The 16,093-nt window shown below is 33.2% G+C and carries 18 protein-coding genes; 9 read left to right on the top strand and 9 right to left on the bottom strand.

The window, feature by feature from the left end; genetic code table 11:
• The first annotated feature begins 77 nt into the window (after nt 1-77).
• From recA to CDH49_RS02650, 4 genes are all read left to right on the top strand, one after another.
• Complete coding sequence (recA, locus tag CDH49_RS02665; protein ID WP_100613746.1) at nt 78-1,094, top strand: recombinase RecA; 1,017 nt, start codon at nt 78-80, stop codon at nt 1,092-1,094.
• Nucleotides 1,095-1,207: 113 nt separating this feature from the next.
• Nucleotides 1,208-1,618, top strand: coding sequence for a hypothetical protein (locus tag CDH49_RS02660; RefSeq protein WP_100613745.1), 411 nt, complete (start codon nt 1,208-1,210; stop codon nt 1,616-1,618).
• A 31-nt stretch (nt 1,619-1,649) separates the two neighbouring features.
• Nucleotides 1,650-2,192, top strand: coding sequence for an RNA polymerase sigma factor (locus CDH49_RS02655; protein ID WP_100614463.1), 543 nt, complete (start codon nt 1,650-1,652; stop codon nt 2,190-2,192).
• A gap of 1 nt (nt 2,193) precedes the next feature.
• Nucleotides 2,194-3,738, top strand: a complete 1,545-nt coding sequence (locus CDH49_RS02650; protein ID WP_100613744.1) for a hypothetical protein — start codon at nt 2,194-2,196, stop codon at nt 3,736-3,738.
• 82 nt (nt 3,739-3,820) lie between these two features.
• Here CDH49_RS02650 and CDH49_RS02645 read toward each other — a convergent pair whose 3' ends face one another.
• Nucleotides 3,821-4,558 carry a lysophospholipid acyltransferase family protein gene (locus tag CDH49_RS02645; RefSeq protein ID WP_100613743.1) on the bottom strand — a complete coding sequence of 246 codons (738 nt, stop codon included), beginning with the start codon at nt 4,556-4,558 and terminating at the stop codon, nt 3,821-3,823.
• Between the two features lie 101 nt (nt 4,559-4,659).
• On the opposite strand from CDH49_RS02645, the gene trpS reads away from it, so the two are divergent.
• Together trpS and CDH49_RS15610 are read left to right on the top strand one after the other, a co-directional pair.
• Nucleotides 4,660-5,628 carry a tryptophan--tRNA ligase gene (trpS, locus tag CDH49_RS02640; protein WP_100613742.1) on the top strand — a complete coding sequence of 323 codons (969 nt, stop codon included), beginning with the start codon at nt 4,660-4,662 and terminating at the stop codon, nt 5,626-5,628.
• 1 nt (nt 5,629) lies between these two features.
• Nucleotides 5,630-5,785, top strand: a complete 156-nt coding sequence (locus CDH49_RS15610) for a hypothetical protein (RefSeq protein ID WP_157805265.1) — start codon at nt 5,630-5,632, stop codon at nt 5,783-5,785.
• Here the strand turns inward: CDH49_RS15610 and dprA are convergent.
• The gene (gene dprA, locus CDH49_RS02635; RefSeq protein ID WP_100613741.1) at nt 5,778-6,881 is read right to left on the bottom strand and encodes a DNA-processing protein DprA; all 1,104 of its coding nucleotides are present in this window, start codon (nt 6,879-6,881) and stop codon (nt 5,778-5,780) included. The two genes, CDH49_RS15610 and dprA, sit on opposite strands and share 8 nt — an antisense overlap.
• 103 nt (nt 6,882-6,984) lie before the next feature.
• On the opposite strand from dprA, the gene CDH49_RS02630 reads away from it, so the two are divergent.
• The 3 genes from CDH49_RS02630 to CDH49_RS02620 all read left to right on the top strand — a co-directional run bounded on the left by CDH49_RS02630 (nt 6,985) and on the right by CDH49_RS02620 (nt 9,013).
• Nucleotides 6,985-7,920 carry an HU domain-containing protein gene (locus CDH49_RS02630; RefSeq protein ID WP_100613740.1) on the top strand — a complete coding sequence of 312 codons (936 nt, stop codon included), beginning with the start codon at nt 6,985-6,987 and terminating at the stop codon, nt 7,918-7,920.
• 100 nt (nt 7,921-8,020) lie between these two features.
• Nucleotides 8,021-8,425 (top strand): nuclear transport factor 2 family protein, encoded by a 405-nt coding sequence (locus CDH49_RS02625; RefSeq protein ID WP_100613739.1) that lies wholly within the window; start codon nt 8,021-8,023, stop codon nt 8,423-8,425.
• A 78-nt stretch (nt 8,426-8,503) separates the two neighbouring features.
• Nucleotides 8,504-9,013, top strand: a complete 510-nt coding sequence (locus CDH49_RS02620; RefSeq protein WP_100613738.1) for an acyl-CoA thioesterase — start codon at nt 8,504-8,506, stop codon at nt 9,011-9,013.
• 87 nt (nt 9,014-9,100) lie between these two features.
• Here CDH49_RS02620 and CDH49_RS02615 read toward each other — a convergent pair whose 3' ends face one another.
• The 7 genes from CDH49_RS02615 to CDH49_RS02585 all read right to left on the bottom strand — a co-directional run bounded on the left by CDH49_RS02615 (nt 9,101) and on the right by CDH49_RS02585 (nt 16,049).
• Nucleotides 9,101-10,336 carry a murein hydrolase activator EnvC family protein gene (locus CDH49_RS02615; protein WP_100613737.1) on the bottom strand — a complete coding sequence of 412 codons (1,236 nt, stop codon included), beginning with the start codon at nt 10,334-10,336 and terminating at the stop codon, nt 9,101-9,103.
• A complete protein-coding gene (locus CDH49_RS02610; protein WP_239970553.1) occupies nt 10,333-11,109 on the bottom strand; it encodes a DUF4292 domain-containing protein in 777 nt (258 codons plus the stop codon). The genes CDH49_RS02615 and CDH49_RS02610 overlap by 4 nt, the downstream gene beginning before the upstream one ends.
• 12 nt (nt 11,110-11,121) lie before the next feature.
• Nucleotides 11,122-12,483: a tetratricopeptide repeat protein gene (locus tag CDH49_RS02605; protein WP_100613736.1), complete on the bottom strand. Its 1,362-nt coding sequence runs from the start codon at nt 12,481-12,483 to the stop codon at nt 11,122-11,124.
• Nucleotides 12,484-12,523: 40 nt separating this feature from the next.
• Nucleotides 12,524-13,543 (bottom strand): sugar phosphate nucleotidyltransferase, encoded by a 1,020-nt coding sequence (locus tag CDH49_RS02600; RefSeq protein ID WP_100613735.1) that lies wholly within the window; start codon nt 13,541-13,543, stop codon nt 12,524-12,526.
• A 102-nt stretch (nt 13,544-13,645) separates the two neighbouring features.
• The gene (gene dut / locus CDH49_RS02595; protein ID WP_100613734.1) at nt 13,646-14,080 is read right to left on the bottom strand and encodes a dUTP diphosphatase; all 435 of its coding nucleotides are present in this window, start codon (nt 14,078-14,080) and stop codon (nt 13,646-13,648) included.
• Nucleotide 14,081: 1 nt separating this feature from the next.
• Nucleotides 14,082-15,506, bottom strand: coding sequence for a lipopolysaccharide biosynthesis protein (locus CDH49_RS02590; RefSeq protein WP_100613733.1), 1,425 nt, complete (start codon nt 15,504-15,506; stop codon nt 14,082-14,084).
• A gap of 69 nt (nt 15,507-15,575) precedes the next feature.
• Entirely contained in the window at nt 15,576-16,049 is a 474-nt protein-coding gene (locus tag CDH49_RS02585; protein ID WP_100613732.1) for a hypothetical protein, read from the bottom strand.
• Nucleotides 16,050-16,093 lie beyond the last annotated feature (44 nt).

Here is a 16,093-nt window from a genome sequence, read left to right as displayed (position 1 = left end):
AGGTTGCGTTATAAAATTGTAAGATGAAAAAACTTATACTATTTTAGCATGAATTACTTCAGAAAATAAAATTAAAAATGAGCAGCGAAAAAGAAGCAAAATTAAAAGCACTTAAACTTACATTAGATAAACTCGATAAAGCTTACGGAAAAGGCACCGTCATGAAAATGAGCGACCAAGCAGTTGTAGAAGTTGATGCGATATCTTCTGGCTCACTAGGTTTGGACATTGCCTTAGGCGTTGGTGGTTATCCTCGTGGTCGTGTTATTGAAATATATGGCCCAGAATCATCGGGTAAAACAACACTTACGTTACATGCCATTGCAGAAGCTCAAAAAGCTGGTGGCATTGCAGCCTTTATTGATGCAGAACATGCCTTTGACAGGTCTTATGCGCAAAAACTAGGTGTTGATATCGATAACCTGATTATTTCCCAACCAGATAATGGTGAACAAGCTTTAGAAATTACCGATAATTTAATACGCTCTGGTGCGATTGATATTGTGGTGATAGATTCTGTAGCGGCATTAACCCCAAAAAGTGAAATTGAAGGCGAAATGGGCGATTCTAAAATGGGATTACATGCCCGTTTGATGTCTCAAGCATTAAGAAAATTAACAGGCTCTATCAGCAAAACAAACTGTACGGTTATTTTCATTAACCAATTGCGTGAAAAAATTGGTGTGATGTTCGGGAATCCAGAAACCACAACCGGTGGTAATGCATTAAAATTTTATGCTTCAGTAAGATTGGATATTCGTCGTTCCACACAAATAAAAGAAACTGATGGCAATGTTACCGGTAATAAAACCCGGGTAAAAGTGGTAAAAAACAAAGTGGCGCCACCTTTTAAAACGGCCGAATTTGATATCATGTATGGTGAAGGCATCAGTAAAGTGGGTGAAGTCTTGGACATTGCCGTGGAAAATGAAATCATTAAAAAAAGCGGCTCATGGTTTAGTTATGAAGACACTAAATTAGGGCAAGGTAGAGATGCGGTGAAAGCCCTTATAAAAGACAATCCAGAACTTATGGACGAACTCGAAGCCAAGGTTAGAAAAATAGCCAAGGCAGCATCTTCTTCAGAAGATTAAATTATTTAAAATCCCGAAACTTCTCGGGATTTTTTTATTTCATAACGCAACCTTTTAGTCATTTCAGCATCTAGCTAGAAAAGCTATTATAAATACCAAATCTCTTATTTGTTATGAAAAAAATTTTAATTCTTAGTTTTGTACTAATTTTAATGGGGTCTTGTAGTTTAGACAATGATCGTGATGATTTCAATTTAGAAATATTGCCTATTGAAAGTGTTGATATACCAGACTCATTTACCATGGGGCAAACATATCCGATAACTGTTTCTTATTTAAGACCTTCTAGCTGTAATTTGTTTAAAGAGTTTTATTATGCAAAAGACAACAATATCCGCACGGTGGCTATTATAGATTATAAATATTTAAACCATAATTGTGAAGATCTTGATAACGAATTGGTAGAGGCTACTTTCAATTTTCAAGTAACTAGCAATGGTAGTTATATTTTTAAATTTTGGCAGGGAGAAGATGATAACGGCGAAAATCAATATTTAATTATTGAAGTTCCCGTAACCAACTAAATAAATAAGCGTTAATTAATTCATGTTTAATTTGAGTTTAAATCAACTCATAGAAAATTGTAAAATTAATGATACCAAAGCACAAGGAGAACTTTATAAACTCTATGCGAGTAAATTGTTTCCAATATGCTTGAAGTATTCGCGCAACTATGCAGAAGCGGAAGATAATCTGCAAGATGCATTTTTGACCATTTTCAATAAAATTAAGCAATATAAAAATACAGGTTCATTTGAAGGGTGGATAAAACGGATTGTTATAAACACCGCTTTGCAGCGATACAGAAGTGAAAAGGTTTTAAACATAGTAAACGAAGACATAAGTGAAGATGTAGAGATTGACTTTGATGATGAAGATATTTCCCTTAAATACCTCCTTCAAATAATTCAAGAGCTACCAGACAGGTATCGATTGGTTTTCAACTTATATGTGCTAGACGGATATTCTCATAAAGATATTGCGGATATGCTGGATATTACCGTGGGAACTTCAAAATCCAACTTAGCTAGGGCTCGACAGATTTTGAAGCAAACCATTGAAAATTATAGAACACAACAACATTTACAGTCATTATAAAATGAGTGATAAAAAACATATAGACAGATTGTTTCAGGAAAAATTCAAGGATTTTGAAGTAGCTCCTAATGATGCTGTTTGGGAACGCATTGAAGCCCAATTAAAAGAAAAAGACAAGCGCAGAGTCATTCCTATTTGGTGGCGTTATGCTGGTGTGGCCGCCTTATTATTGATATTGTTGACTATTGGAAACCGTTATTTTAATGATAATTTACCTACGGATGAAAACCAACATCAAGTAGTGGACACTGATGAAAACACAAATTCGAATCAAATAGATAGTGTAAATACACCTGGAAATTATAAAAATCCGTCCAATACAAACAACATAAAAAACATAGAAGCCATTACCAATAATAATGCTTCTGAAACGGATTCAAATAAACCGACTGATACTAATGGAAATATCCATAAAAATCAAAATGTATTGAATCCATCAAACGCATCATCCGTCGCAAATAATGCATCAAAAAATAATGGCAAAACAAAAGACGATTCTTCAAATGAATCCAATAAAAAATCACCTGACAATAATAGTAACTTACCTAGAACAAAAAATAATACCGAAAGCACTATTGAAATAGCAAATACTTCAGAAGAAAAAACAAATAAACCATCTGAAACTGATAAAGCTGAATTAGATAAAACAAAGGTAGAGAATCTATTTAACACGAATAAAAACAGTAAGGAATCAAATATTGCTGATGCAAAAACCGATACTCCTGATAAAACAAAAACTGTCAGTGAAGAACAACATCAGCTCACCATTGAAGAAGCCATAGAGATAGCTAAAAATAATAATGAAGAAGAAAAAGAGCATTTAAATAGGTGGAGTGTTGCCCCAAACGCTGCGCCTGTTTTTTTCAATACCATGGGCAAAGGCTCTTCTATCGATCCGCAATTTAACAACAATTCTAAAAGTTCTGAGACGAATATGAGTTACGGCGTTAGTGCCAGTTACGCCCTAAACAAGAAGATACGTGTCCGTTCAGGAATTAATAGGGTAAATTTAGGTTACAATACCAATGATGTGGTTGCATTTCAATCACTTGGTGGTCGTTCAAGTATCAGTGTTTTAAAAAATGTCAAGCCAGAATTGAATAATAATACCAATGATTTTTCAGTTTTAAGCACTCAAAATTTTGCTGATAAAAGTTCCCAAAATTTTGCATCTACTTCAGGAATAAATACATCGATCAATCAATCACTAAGTTTTATTGAAATTCCTTTAGAAATAAAATACCTGCTTTCTGATAAAAAATTGGGAATCAATGTTATTGGAGGTTTTAGTTCTTTCTTTTTAAACGGTAATGAATTATATTCTGATTTTGAAGGCAGTAAGACATTTATTGGAGAAGCTAGCAATATCAATAAAACAAGTTACAGTGCTAATTTTGGTTTCGGATTGGACTATAAGGTTTCTAAAACAATTAATCTGAATTTAGAGCCTATGTTTAAATACCAAATCAACACATTCAACAATACTTCTGGTGATTTTAAACCTTATTTTATTGGGGTTTATACCGGATTCGGATTTAAGTTTTAGGTTTTTGGTTAGATCTGGATATTGTTTTCTAATACGATGGAAAGCAATATCAAAAAAAACTGCCTCTCCCCTGAGGCAGTTTTTATTTTTTAAAAGCCATTAACTGATTTAAAATAATGTTTCTAGCCTCACTATTCAATGATTTAGTATCGGCAACGTTTAAGAAATCCGTTGGTAAAAATTTATGGATTTTAACACGCATTCTACCTGGGCTTCCGCTAAAAAAAGTATAAGAAAACCGCTTTTTATTATCGGCAAACGTTATTGGAACAATGGGTATATGATGATTAATGGCTAATCTAAATGCCCCATCTTTAAAATCATCCAATTCTATATGTTCTTCTGGCACGCCGCCTTCCGGGAAAATACAAATACTCAATCCCGATTGCAAACGCCGTTGTGCTCTTAGAAAAACAGCTTTTCTGCTTTTTTCAGACGTTCTATCCACCAAAATACAGGTACGCTTATAGAAAAATCCAAATAATGGAATGTTGGCAAGTTCTTTTTTCCCAACAAAAACAAATGGATTTTTTATAGCCACTAACATGAGCATGATGTCGGCCATAGACGTGTGGTTTGCGATAAACATATAACTTTTATGTTTCTCTGGAGTTTGCTCTTTTTCAATGTCCCATCTAAAACCCATCCCCAATAAAATAATTTTTGCCCATATTCTAGCTATTTTAAAAAAGAACGGATACCATGATTCCCTTAAAATGGAAATTAACAGAATAGGAAACGCTATAAGTATAGGAAGTGCAACAAGAATGTAAAACCAAATACGGTACAGAACCCAAAAAATGTATTTAAATACCATCATAGAAATCAAAAATACACAATTGTATTGAGCTATTTTACTAAAACAATTACCTTTGTTTTTTCAGTTTAATTAAAAAGATTCCTGCCTTCGCAGGAAATATTATGGCAAGAATACTTACAGGCATACAAAGTACGGGCACACCACATTTAGGAAATATTTTAGGCGCTATTGTTCCAGCAATAGACATGGCAAACAACCCAAAAAATGATTCCTTTTTGTTTATTGCTAATTTGCACACGCTTACACAAATAAAAGATGCTGAAACACTAAGACAAAACACCTATTCGGTGGCCGCAACTTGGTTAGCTTTTGGATTGGATATTGAAAAAACCGTGTTTTACAGACAAAGTGATATTCCGCAAGTAACTGAATTATCTTGGCATTTAAGTTGTTTTTTTCCTTACCAACGTTTGACGTTGGCTCATAGTTTTAAAGACAAAGCAGATAGATTGGAAGATGTCAATTCTGGGTTGTTCTTCTACCCCATGCTTATGGCTGCGGATATTTTACTATATGATGCTGAAATTATTCCCGTTGGAAAAGACCAATTGCAACATATTGAAATGACTCGCGATGTGGCATCTCGTTTTCATGCCAAAATGGGCGAAGTTTTTGTCATGCCCGAAGGAAAAGTGGAAGAAAATATCATGCTTATTCCCGGTACAGATGGTGAAAAGATGAGTAAAAGTAGGGATAATACCATCAATATTTTTTTAGATGATAAAAAACTGCGGAAACAAATTATGTCGATTGAAACCGATAGCACACCACTTGAAGACCCAAAAGATTGGAAAACCTGTAACTGCTTTGCCCTTTATAGTTTATTAGCCAATATAGAACAAATAGAAACCATGAAAGCCAATTATGAAAACGGTAATTATGGTTACGGCCACGCGAAACAAGCTTTATTTGAGCTCATTATTGAAAAATTTGCTACTGCTCGCGAACGTTATAATTACTACATGAATAACCTCAACGAAATTGATGCAGCTTTGGCTATTGGTGCTGAAAAAGCGCGATTGGTTGCGAATGATGTGCTGAAAAGAGTTAGGGAGAAGGTTGGATATTAATATGAATAAAAAATCTACAAGTCTAATTTTAAATGCAATAGCCATGGGCTTAATTGTGCTTTCAAGAGATTCATTTGATTGGCTGGCAATTGCTGCTTTAATTATAATGTTTTTAGCATTAGGAAGCCTATTTCAAATAGTTAGAAAAACTAAATAACCTCAAATAACTTCCCTGGCAGCGGTCGGATAACCCCTTTTAGTTCCATATTCAATAACACACTGGCTACTTTAAAAATGGGCAGGCTACAATTAATAGAAATACCATCCAGTTGCTGTTTGTCATTTTCTTTAAGGTAATTGTAAATGACTTTTTCGGTGTCATCCAATTCTACAAACAGCTGCTTTTGTATGGCTGGTTTGGTGTCTTCTTCCAGTTTCCAATTTAAAATATAGGGCACATCGAATGGGTTGGTTAACATATGTGCTTTTTGGTGCTTTATTAAATTATTGCAGCCAGTACTTTGTAAATCGGTCGTTCTTCCCGGAACGGCAAACACGTCTCTGTTGTATGAATTTGCAATATCGGCTGTCACCAAGCTTCCTCCCTTTTCGGCAGATTCTATAACAATAGCCGCTTCACTTAACCCAGCAATGATTCTATTTCGTTTTAAAAAATTGTTCTTATCAAAGCCATCACTGCTCCAAAAATCGGTAAAAAAGCCACCATTTTTTTCCATATCTACCATATACCGTTTATGCACTTTGGGATAAATTTGATTCAATCCGTGTGCCAAACACCCTATGGTTTGTAATTGATGTTTGATGGCTGTTTTATGCGCTGTAATATCGGTTCCATAAGCAAACCCAGAAACAATAACTGGGTTATAAATGGCTAATTTCTCTACCAAATCTTCGCAAAACACCATGCCACTAGTTGTTATTTTTCTAGCGCCTACAATACTTATAATACGTTGTTGTTTTAAATTAATGGCTCCCGATTGAAATAATAAAATGGGGCCATCAATACAGTGCTTTAGTTTTTCAGGATAATTTTCATCTTTAAAAAAAGACACTTCAATGTTATTCGATTTAATAAATTCTATCTCTTTTTCGGCTTCCTTTAAATGATGAGCTCCAAATAAATCACCCAAAATAACACTTCCAATACCATCAATTTTAAGTAGGTGTTGCTTTTTCTCTTTTAAAACAGCTTCGGCAGAACCACAATGTTGTATCAATCGTTTCGCTATAATATCTCCAATATTTGGTACATGTTGTAATGCCAATGTATAAAGTAAATCTGTTTCGGTCATTATAAAGTTTTGAATAAAAATATAAAGTAAAGGAATTTTTACACTGTTAATAAATACTTCTGTCTAAATTTTATCCACAACTATAATTTTTTAACTTTGTTTTATGCAATTAGAAACCTACATAAGCGATTTACTTTATAGATACGAGTGTGTTACTGTTCCAGGATTTGGAGCTTTTTTAACACACAGAGTTACCGCATCTATAGATGACTCTAGCAACACGTTTTACCCACCAAAAAAAGTGGTGTCATTTAATGAACAAATCCAAAAAAATGATGGCTTGTTGGCACATTATATTGCCGATGTAGAAAAAATTCCTTTTGAAATTGCCATTCAAAAAATTGAAAATCGCGTAAAAGGTATAAAAGATAATTTAACACAAGGAAAAACAATCGCTTTTCCTAATATTGGTGATTTAGTATTTAATAATGAAGGTAAGATTCAGTTTGAACCTATATATAATCTAAATTACTTAACAGATGCTTTTGGTCTGTCTCACTTTGTGTCCCCTGCCATAGATAGAGAAGTTTATAAAGAAGAGGTTGAGCAGTTAGAAAAAGTAATACCTCTTACATTCATCCAAGAAAAACAAAAATCCAGAGCTTATTTAAAATATGCTGCTGTCGCCTTAATTGCTTTGACTGTTGGTGGTTTTGCAGCATCAAACTATTATGTTAATCAAATTGAAGTTTACAACCAAGTAGCTCAAAAAGAAGCTGCTCAACAATTAGATGCTAAAATCCAACAAGCTACTTTTAATTTAAATTCGCTGCCTGCTATTACAATAAATGTTACCAAACAATCTGGTAATTATCACATCGTTGCTGGCGCTTTTAGAGTGGAAGAAAATTGCGATAAAAAGGTTGAGCAGCTAAAAACTTTAGGCTATAATGCCCGAAAAATCGGTGTTAACAAGTATGGTTTACATGAAGTGGTTTATGCCAGTTATGAAGATAGACTTGAGGCATTAAGCGAATTAAGAGCTATTAAAAAGACACATAACCAAGATGCTTGGTTGTTGGTTAAGGAATTGGATTAGTTTTTTACTTCCATTTACTTTAAATTTCTACTTCTTAATATGTAACTTTGAATCATGTTAAGCTTTGTTATACTTCAATTTAAAAAATCCATATAATAAAATGAAAACAGGAGGCATATTTTTAGTACTATTTCTATTAACTGGTTTTGGTTTCGCTCAGGAACAAAATTCAATAACATTGCCCCTTGAAATTGTAAATAAAAGAATGGAGTTATACAATCAACATAACTTCTCGGAATTTATAAAGCTCTATGCCGACGATGTTGAAATTTACACGTATCCTGATATACTACTCGCTACAGGATCAGATAATATAACTTCAATTTTTCAACCTAAGTTTAACGCCAAATCCATAAGGGTGGAAATTATTAATCAAATGAATAATGGTAACTATGTTATTAATCAAGAAATAGTCACGGAAGACGGCGTTGAGACAAAATACGTTTCCATTTATGAAGTGAAAGAAGGATTGATAAAAAGTGTAAAATTTGTAAGGGATAAATAACCTATTACAAGGACTAAGTTGGGACACATATTAATAAAACGTTGAAAAACAGTAACGTACGCAAACAAAAAACGATTCATGCAAGCAAAAACTCCCGAACATTCTAAAACCATCCTAACCGATGTGGTGTTACCTGGCGAAACCAACGCCTTAAACAGTTTATTTGGAGGCGAATTACTAGCTCGTATGGATCGTGCTGCCAGTATTTCGGCAAGTCGCCATTGCAGAAGCATTGTGGTTACTGCTTCGGTTAACCATGTTGCCTTTTCTAAACCCATACCTTTGGGTACTGTTGTAACTGTTGAAGCTAAAGTATCGCGCGCATTTAAAACGTCTATGGAAGTATATATTGATGTTTGGATAGAAGACAGGGAGTCTGGCAAAAAATCGAAGGCTAACGAAGGTATTTATACTTTCGTTGCTGTTGATGACACTGGAAAACCTGTTGAAGTTCCAGAAATTATACCTGAAACGACATTGGAAAAGCAACGTTTTGATGCTGCTTTACGTAGGAAACAATTAAGTCTTGTATTAGCTGGTAAAATGAAGCCTAGTGACGCAACGGAGTTAAGAGCTTTGTTTGTATAATTGTTAAAAATTTAGATACCTTTCCGATTGCTATCTGGATTCGCAGGAATTTTATGAGATCCTGGAAACAAGTTCAGGATGACTTCGTCACATTTTATAAATCCAAGTTGTTGGGTTTTCGGTCTTTGCTTCTTTAAAAACAATAAAACTCAGCACCGTTTCTCCATCGGTAGGATTTGTAAAAACTTCACCTATTGGCTGCTTAGTAATTACTTTATCACCTTCTTTTACATAAATTTTTGAGAGATTTTTATATGCGGTGAAGTAATTACCATGACGAATCATAACAAAGGGATTGGCATTTTTGATAAAAACTATTCTATAAACTTCACCATTGAAAACTGCTCTTACTTTCGCTCCTTTTTCTGTAGCAATACGCACTCCATTACTCTGGGTAGTTAACGATTTAACCAATGGGTGTGGTTGCGTACCATAACCAAGCGTTACATAACCTTTTTCAACTGGCCATGGCAATTTCCCTTTATTGGAAACAAAACTTGCTGCTAATACTTTTTCTTCCGCTGTTAATGCAAACGTAGAAGAACTGGTGGTTGTGGCCGTATTGCCTGCTTTTTTATTGGAGCTGGCAATAGCTGCTTTAATAATGTTTTCAATTTCTCTATCAATACGCTCTGCTTCGCGTTGCTTTTCCCTAATTTGGGATGCGTATACATTGATATTTTTCTTAATGGAATTCATTAAGCTTTGATGTTGGGAGCGTTCTTTTTCTAAAGATTGTTGAAGTTCTCTATTTTCCGCAATAAGGTTTTGCTTATCGTTTTTCTGTTTTTGTAGATTACTATTAATCTCTTGCAGCTCGATTGTTTTTGCTTTAATAGTTTCTCCCTGTTCTTTCTGATGATTTGAATACTGCTTAATATATTGTAACCGTTTGTAGGCTTGTTTAAAATCTTCCGAAGACAGTAAAAACATGATTCTACTTTGTTGATTTTTATTTTTATACGATTTTACAATCATAGCTGCATAATCTTTTTTTAGCTCTTCTAATTCTTTACGTAAGCTTGTGATTCTTTTTTGGTTGTCATTAATATCGTGAGTTAGTAAATTGGTTTGTTGATTCGTTACTCTTATCAAATTATTAATCACGCTAATTTTATAATTGAATTCTTGTATGAGTGATAATTCTGATTTTTGCCTCGATTTATTTTCAGCTTGTAATTGACTGATTTTTTGAATTTCCAAGCGTAATTCTTGCCTTCGAGCCTCCAGGTCTGCTTGCTTATTTTGAGAAAAAGCAATAACACTCGTTAATAAAAATATTAAAAGTGAAGGGAATTTTAATATGTTTTTACTGTGGCTCATTTAAGTTTGATTTCATCAAAACCAGATGGAATACTAAAAGGAAAATTTAAATCCTCGTTCAAAGATACTGATTTGAATTCCAGTGTTGCAATCATTTCTTTATTTGCTTCAACAGCAATAATTTTAATATTTTCTGGAAACGCTTGCTTGTTAACTTCTTGGTAGGTTAAATAATCTATTTGCAAATGTCTGGAGTCGCTAGGTTGGGAAATTTGCTGTGACTTTACTTTAAAATGCAACGGACTTAATAAATAGAATATTTCAAAAAGTTCTTGTTGGTTTTTTGGTTGAAGTACATACATATCATCAACAACCGATGCGCTATAATCTTCACCATTTAAACTGAATAAGGTTTCACCAAGTAATAAATTCTGAACCTTTTCAAAATCTAATTCCGTGCCCAGTAAATCACTCAAATATTTATAATCGCCTTCAAAAAACGTATTGTCCAATTTGTTATAAAAGCTCACTTTTTCAGGCGTTATCATGGCTCTAACGACCGAAAATGCTGAATTCATCCAAATAACTTCATCTTTCTTAACTCTAAACGTTACTGAATGTGTTTGCTCATCATCATCTGAAGAATAAGAGATTTTAAGTCTAGCTTGTAGGGTTTTAAACTCTGGGGATTGCTTTGCGTTTTCCTTTATCAATTGCTTTGCAGATAAATCTAAATTAGCCTCACCAGAAGCGATTCTCTTAGTTGATTTACAGCTTATAAAAAAAATAAGTGTTAACAATAAAAGATTGAAGATATGGGACGTTTTTTTCAAAGGGCTCCTGAATTAATTTTGAATTTCTAATTGTTTGGCTTTATCACTAAACGATTTTGCCTTCGCCGTATTGTTTAATAAGGTATATGCCTTACTTAACTGCGTGTAAAAATCCGCTTCCATTTTAATGTCGTCGATAACCCAATCCAAACCAGACTCTAGCATTTCGGCAGCTTTTTTAGGTTCATTTAATTCGTTTAAGGCAACACCATTCACTAAATAACATATAGGTTGTGATGGAAATTTTTCAAGGGCTTCATTGCTTTTTTCGTTGGCTTCTTTATATTGCTGTAAATCTAAATGAAGCAATAACACATTCTTTATGATATTGAAATTATCTACATCTGTTTTTAAAGCTTCTTCAAAATATTTTAAGGCGTTACCTTTGTCGTTTTTTGTTAGATAATATTGTCCTAATTCCAACAGTGATTTTTCATCATTTTTACCTCCAACCAAAGCTGTGGCTTCTACCAAATCTGCCTCATATTCAGGATTCACTTTTACAAAATTCACAAAATCTGAAAGCACTTTAAGTTTAGCTTCTGGCCTTATTTCATTACTATTTACAACGATTTTCATGGACTGAATGGCTTTTTCAGCATCATTATCGTCTAAATAAAACTTATATAGCGCCAAATGAACTACCTGAGAATTTGGGTTTATTTTTAATAACTCTTTCGCTGTTTCATAGGCTTTCTCTTTGTCGTTATTTTCACTATATCTAAAAATTAGTGCTATGTAATTAGACTCTTTATCTGGATTGTTACCTATACGGGCTTCCAAATTTTTTATTTGATCATCTTTTCTACCAGTAACTTCATATATTCTATTGCGCATCATATCTCTGGAAACCGATATTCCAAATTCTAAATCCAGTTCATCTAAAATATTTAAAGCATCATCAAATTTTTTAGTTTTATAATATAAACCCGCTAAATCTTCCTTATAGTCTGCCGGGTGAAACTTTACTAATTGCTTAACCGTATTAATAGCTTTATCAAAATCGTTTTGCTCTATGTAAAACTCGTAAAGGGCATCTAAATACCACTCATTATTTGGCTCTTTTGAAACGGCTTCTTTTAAAGCACTTTCAGCAGAACCAAAATTTTTAAGCTGATTATAATTTTTTCCTAATTCATAATAGACGACAGATACATTTTTATTTAATCCTTTACATTTTAGGAGAGCTTCAACAGATCGGTCATAATTCTCAATGCTTTTTTGTTTCATGGCTTCAAAAAAGTATTCTTGAAATTGGTCTTCGACATCGCCTAAATCGTCTGTAGGCTTATTGAAATCTACTTGGGCATAGGTCATCTGCGGAAAAATGAATAGTCCAATTAATAAAAATAATGTGTGAATTTTATACCTCATAATTTTATGTGATGTCTCACTTTGTTCGACATGACAAATTTTATTCCAAAACTGAATAATCGCCGATGCTAATACTTGTAAAATGACCATTATATTCCACATGATTACCGATCATGGCGTTATCTAAATTAGCGTTTTTTATAACGGTATGGTTTTGAATTAAACTATTTTTAACAGTTGAATTTTCCACAACAGAATGATTACCAATGGATACATTGGGGCCAATGGTTGTATTTTTCAAAATGACGTGCTCGCCAATAAAACAAGGCTCAATGATTTTTGAATTATCAAGTTTTACCGAAGTCGCTATTAATTGTTCTTCGCCATCTGCTTTCAAAAAGCCCAACATTTTGGTATTGGTTTCTAAAGTAATGGCTTTGTTGCCACAGTCCATCCATTCATCAACCGTTCCTGTTTTAAAGACTTTCCCATCTGCCATCATACGCTTGATACCATCATTAATTTGATACTCGCCTCCGTTCATAACGTTTTCATCCAAAACTTCTTGTAATTTATTTTTTAAAACGGCAACATCCTTAAAATAATAAATGCCTATAACTGCTTGATTGCTTACAAAGGTTTTAGGTTTTTCAACCAATTCAACAATCTCTTGTTTCTCATTTAATTTAACAACGCCATATGCTTCTGGATTATGAACTTGTTTGGTCCAAATAACGCTATCTGCCGTAGGGTCCAAATCGAATTCAGCTCTAATAAGTGTATCGGCATAAGCGATGACAGCTGGGCCTGATAGGGATGGTTTAGCGCACATAATAGCATGACCAGTGCCAAGAGGTTGATCCTGACGGTAAATGGATGCTTTTGCCCCTAAATCGGTTGCTAATTTTTTAAGGCTTTCAACAACCTCATCACCAAACCAAGCAGGGTCTCCAAGTACAAAAGCTACTTCTTCTATCGGTTGTTTTAAAACTTTGGCAATATCTTTTACCAATCGATGTACAATAGGCTGACCCGCCACTGGAATTAATGGTTTTGGCACTGTTATACTGTGAGGTCTTAAACGCGAACCGCGACCTGCCATTGGTACTATTATTTTCATACTTTAAAGTTGATTCGTTTATTTGTTGAGATGTTTATTTGCTTTCCCCGAATTCAAATTGTTTCCTTTATCAATCAAAAATCGTTAATCGTAACTCGTCAATTACTTAACTCCCGTACTACCAAAACCACCTTCTCCTCTTGAGGTTTCTGAGAGTTCTTTGACTTCAATCCATTCTGCACGTTCGTGTTTTGCAATCACCAATTGGGCAATACGTTCGCCATTCTCTATGATAAAATCCTCGTTTGATAGATTCACTAAAATAACACCAACCTCACCTCTATAGTCTGCATCAACAGTGCCAGGCGCATTTAAAACCGTAACGCCTTTTTTGGCGGCCAATCCACTTCGTGGACGCACTTGCGCTTCAAACCCAATAGGCAACTCGATGAACAACCCTGTCTTTACAATGGTTCTTTCTAATGGTTTTAACGTAATGGGTTCGGTTATATTGGCTCTTAAATCCATTCCTGCCGATGCTATGGTTTCATAGTTTGGTAAATCATGACTGGATTTATTTATTATTTTTATGGTCATTTTAGCGTTTTAATAATTGTTTTAATTCGTTTTTTTCTAACAAAACAACACATCCCAAAAATAGTAAAACTAAAAAGGTGTTTATGTAATAATTAGCATTTGTATTTAAACATAAAATAGATAATACGATTGATACCGTCAAATAACATAATATTCTTTTTATATCGTAAGGAACTGCGTAATATCTTTGACCAATGAGGTATGATAATACCATCATAATCCCATAAGCTGCTAAAGTTGCCCAAGCCGCAGCTATAAAACCTATCTTATTTATCATAACAAGGTTAAAAACAATAGTAATGACTGCTCCCACTATTGATAAATACATACCATATATGGTTTTATCAGTTAGCTTATACCAAATACCCAAGTTAAAATAAATACCTAAACATAAATTAGCAACTAATACTATGGGCACAATAGAAATTGCTTGCCAATAACTTTCATCTTTAACCAATGCCATTTTAAATATATCTAGATAAGAAATAATAAAAACCAACATAAAACTGCCAACAATGACAAAATATTTCATAATCAAGGCATAGGTTTGTTTTGCGTTTATTTCCTTTGAATGTGAAAAGAAAAAAGGCTCTGCGCCCAAACGAAAGGCTTGAATAAAAATGGTCATAAACATGGCTATTTTATAACATCCACTGTAAGCTCCATTTACATCTTTACCTAATAAATAAGGAAGTATCCATTTATCAAAATTCTCATTAATTACGTATGCTAAACCAGCAACCATGACAGGCCAGCCATAATTTAAAAGTTGTTTGAAGACAGTGGCGCTAAACTCTAATTTTGTTTTAAAAAAATAAGGAATTAACATTAAAAAAGTAATAACACTTGCAACTAAATTAGCTATGAATATATACTGCACCAAATCTGATTCATTATATCCAGGAAAATCTATATTAAATTTTGGGATTGCCCAAAGAAAAAAATAATTAAGCAAAACATAAATAAAAATATTGGCAATTTTAATAGATGCAAACTTAATTGGTTTTCCTATGGCTCTTAAATAAGCAAACGGTGCTACCACCAATGTATCTAAAACCAGTAAACCAACTAATATTTTTAAATATTTTGGCGAAATATTTAACCATTCAGAAAGTTGGTAATTAAAAATTATAACTATAATCAGAAATAAAAAGGCAGTGATTGCCAAACTTATAAAAGCTGTTGAAAACACTTTGCTTTTTTCTTCGGATTTATTAAAAAACCTAAAAAAAGAGGTTTCCATACCGTAGGTTAGTAGAACATTAAAAAAAGCCGCATAAACGTAAAAAGTAGTATTGTCCGAATAACTTGATGTTTCTAATTTTCCTGTGTGAAGTGGAACTAATATAAAGTTCATTAAACGTGGTAAAACCGTGGCTAAACCATAAATTATAGTGTCTTTAAAGAATTTTTTTAAAACGCTCAAGAAAGTTTATTTTTATTTTGCTAAAAATACATTTTTAGCTATTCTAAAGCAAAAATACATTATTCCTGATCATTGCGAATCTGGAGATGTAAGTAATTCTTTTTGAACAACATTTTTAATTTTAAAATATTTAATACTATTATCATCTATATAACTTACAACACATTCACTTTCCTTCAATTCAAATGGTAATTTTTCTGGAAGCTTTGGAGTTTTATTGCCATATTCGGCATAGGGTTCGTTACTCATGATAATATCTTGTTTTTGGATAATGCTTGATTTAAATCTACCCACAAACAAATTGTTTTCATGTTCAAGTTTCGCTTGTTTTCCTTTAAAATAAACACTATCCAATAAAATATTATTAGGATTTGATTTTATAGAAATATATACATGTATATCGGAGTTTGATGCTTGATAATACGCTTCGCCTATTTCAAACAGTGGCTCATTTTGAAGCATTTTTGCACTAGAACAATTGTAAAAACTAACCATTATAAAAAGTATTAAAAGAAAAGTAATTGTTTTTTTAAGTGTTTTCATCTCAAATTGAATTAATTAAAGATACCGTTTTCAAAAGTAATGCC

It is taken from the genome of Confluentibacter citreus, from assembly GCF_002807055.1.
Lineage (GTDB): Bacteria > Bacteroidota > Bacteroidia > Flavobacteriales > Flavobacteriaceae > Confluentibacter > Confluentibacter citreus.
This window is presented reverse-complemented; position numbering and strand designations above follow the sequence as displayed.

Bases quoted from the DNA above. Each gene is read 5' to 3' on its own strand.
- recA (WP_100613746.1), top strand. From the start codon at position 78: ATGAGCAGCGAAAAAGAAGCAAAATTAAAAGCACTTAAACTTACATTA.
- CDH49_RS02660 (WP_100613745.1), top strand. From the start codon at position 1,208: ATGAAAAAAATTTTAATTCTTAGTTTTGTACTAATTTTAATGGGGTCT.
- CDH49_RS02650 (WP_100613744.1), top strand. From the start codon at position 2,194: ATGAGTGATAAAAAACATATAGACAGATTGTTTCAGGAAAAATTCAAG.
- CDH49_RS02645 (WP_100613743.1), bottom strand. From the start codon at position 4,558: ATGATGGTATTTAAATACATTTTTTGGGTTCTGTACCGTATTTGGTTT.
- trpS (WP_100613742.1), top strand. From the start codon at position 4,660: ATGGCAAGAATACTTACAGGCATACAAAGTACGGGCACACCACATTTA.
- CDH49_RS15610 (WP_157805265.1), top strand. From the start codon at position 5,630: ATGAATAAAAAATCTACAAGTCTAATTTTAAATGCAATAGCCATGGGC.
- dprA (WP_100613741.1), bottom strand. From the start codon at position 6,881: ATGACCGAAACAGATTTACTTTATACATTGGCATTACAACATGTACCA.
- CDH49_RS02630 (WP_100613740.1), top strand. From the start codon at position 6,985: ATGCAATTAGAAACCTACATAAGCGATTTACTTTATAGATACGAGTGT.
- CDH49_RS02625 (WP_100613739.1), top strand. From the start codon at position 8,021: ATGAAAACAGGAGGCATATTTTTAGTACTATTTCTATTAACTGGTTTT.
- CDH49_RS02620 (WP_100613738.1), top strand. From the start codon at position 8,504: ATGCAAGCAAAAACTCCCGAACATTCTAAAACCATCCTAACCGATGTG.
- CDH49_RS02615 (WP_100613737.1), bottom strand. From the start codon at position 10,336: ATGAGCCACAGTAAAAACATATTAAAATTCCCTTCACTTTTAATATTT.
- CDH49_RS02605 (WP_100613736.1), bottom strand. From the start codon at position 12,483: ATGAGGTATAAAATTCACACATTATTTTTATTAATTGGACTATTCATT.
- CDH49_RS02600 (WP_100613735.1), bottom strand. From the start codon at position 13,543: ATGAAAATAATAGTACCAATGGCAGGTCGCGGTTCGCGTTTAAGACCT.
- dut (WP_100613734.1), bottom strand. From the start codon at position 14,080: ATGACCATAAAAATAATAAATAAATCCAGTCATGATTTACCAAACTAT.
- CDH49_RS02585 (WP_100613732.1), bottom strand. From the start codon at position 16,049: ATGAAAACACTTAAAAAAACAATTACTTTTCTTTTAATACTTTTTATA.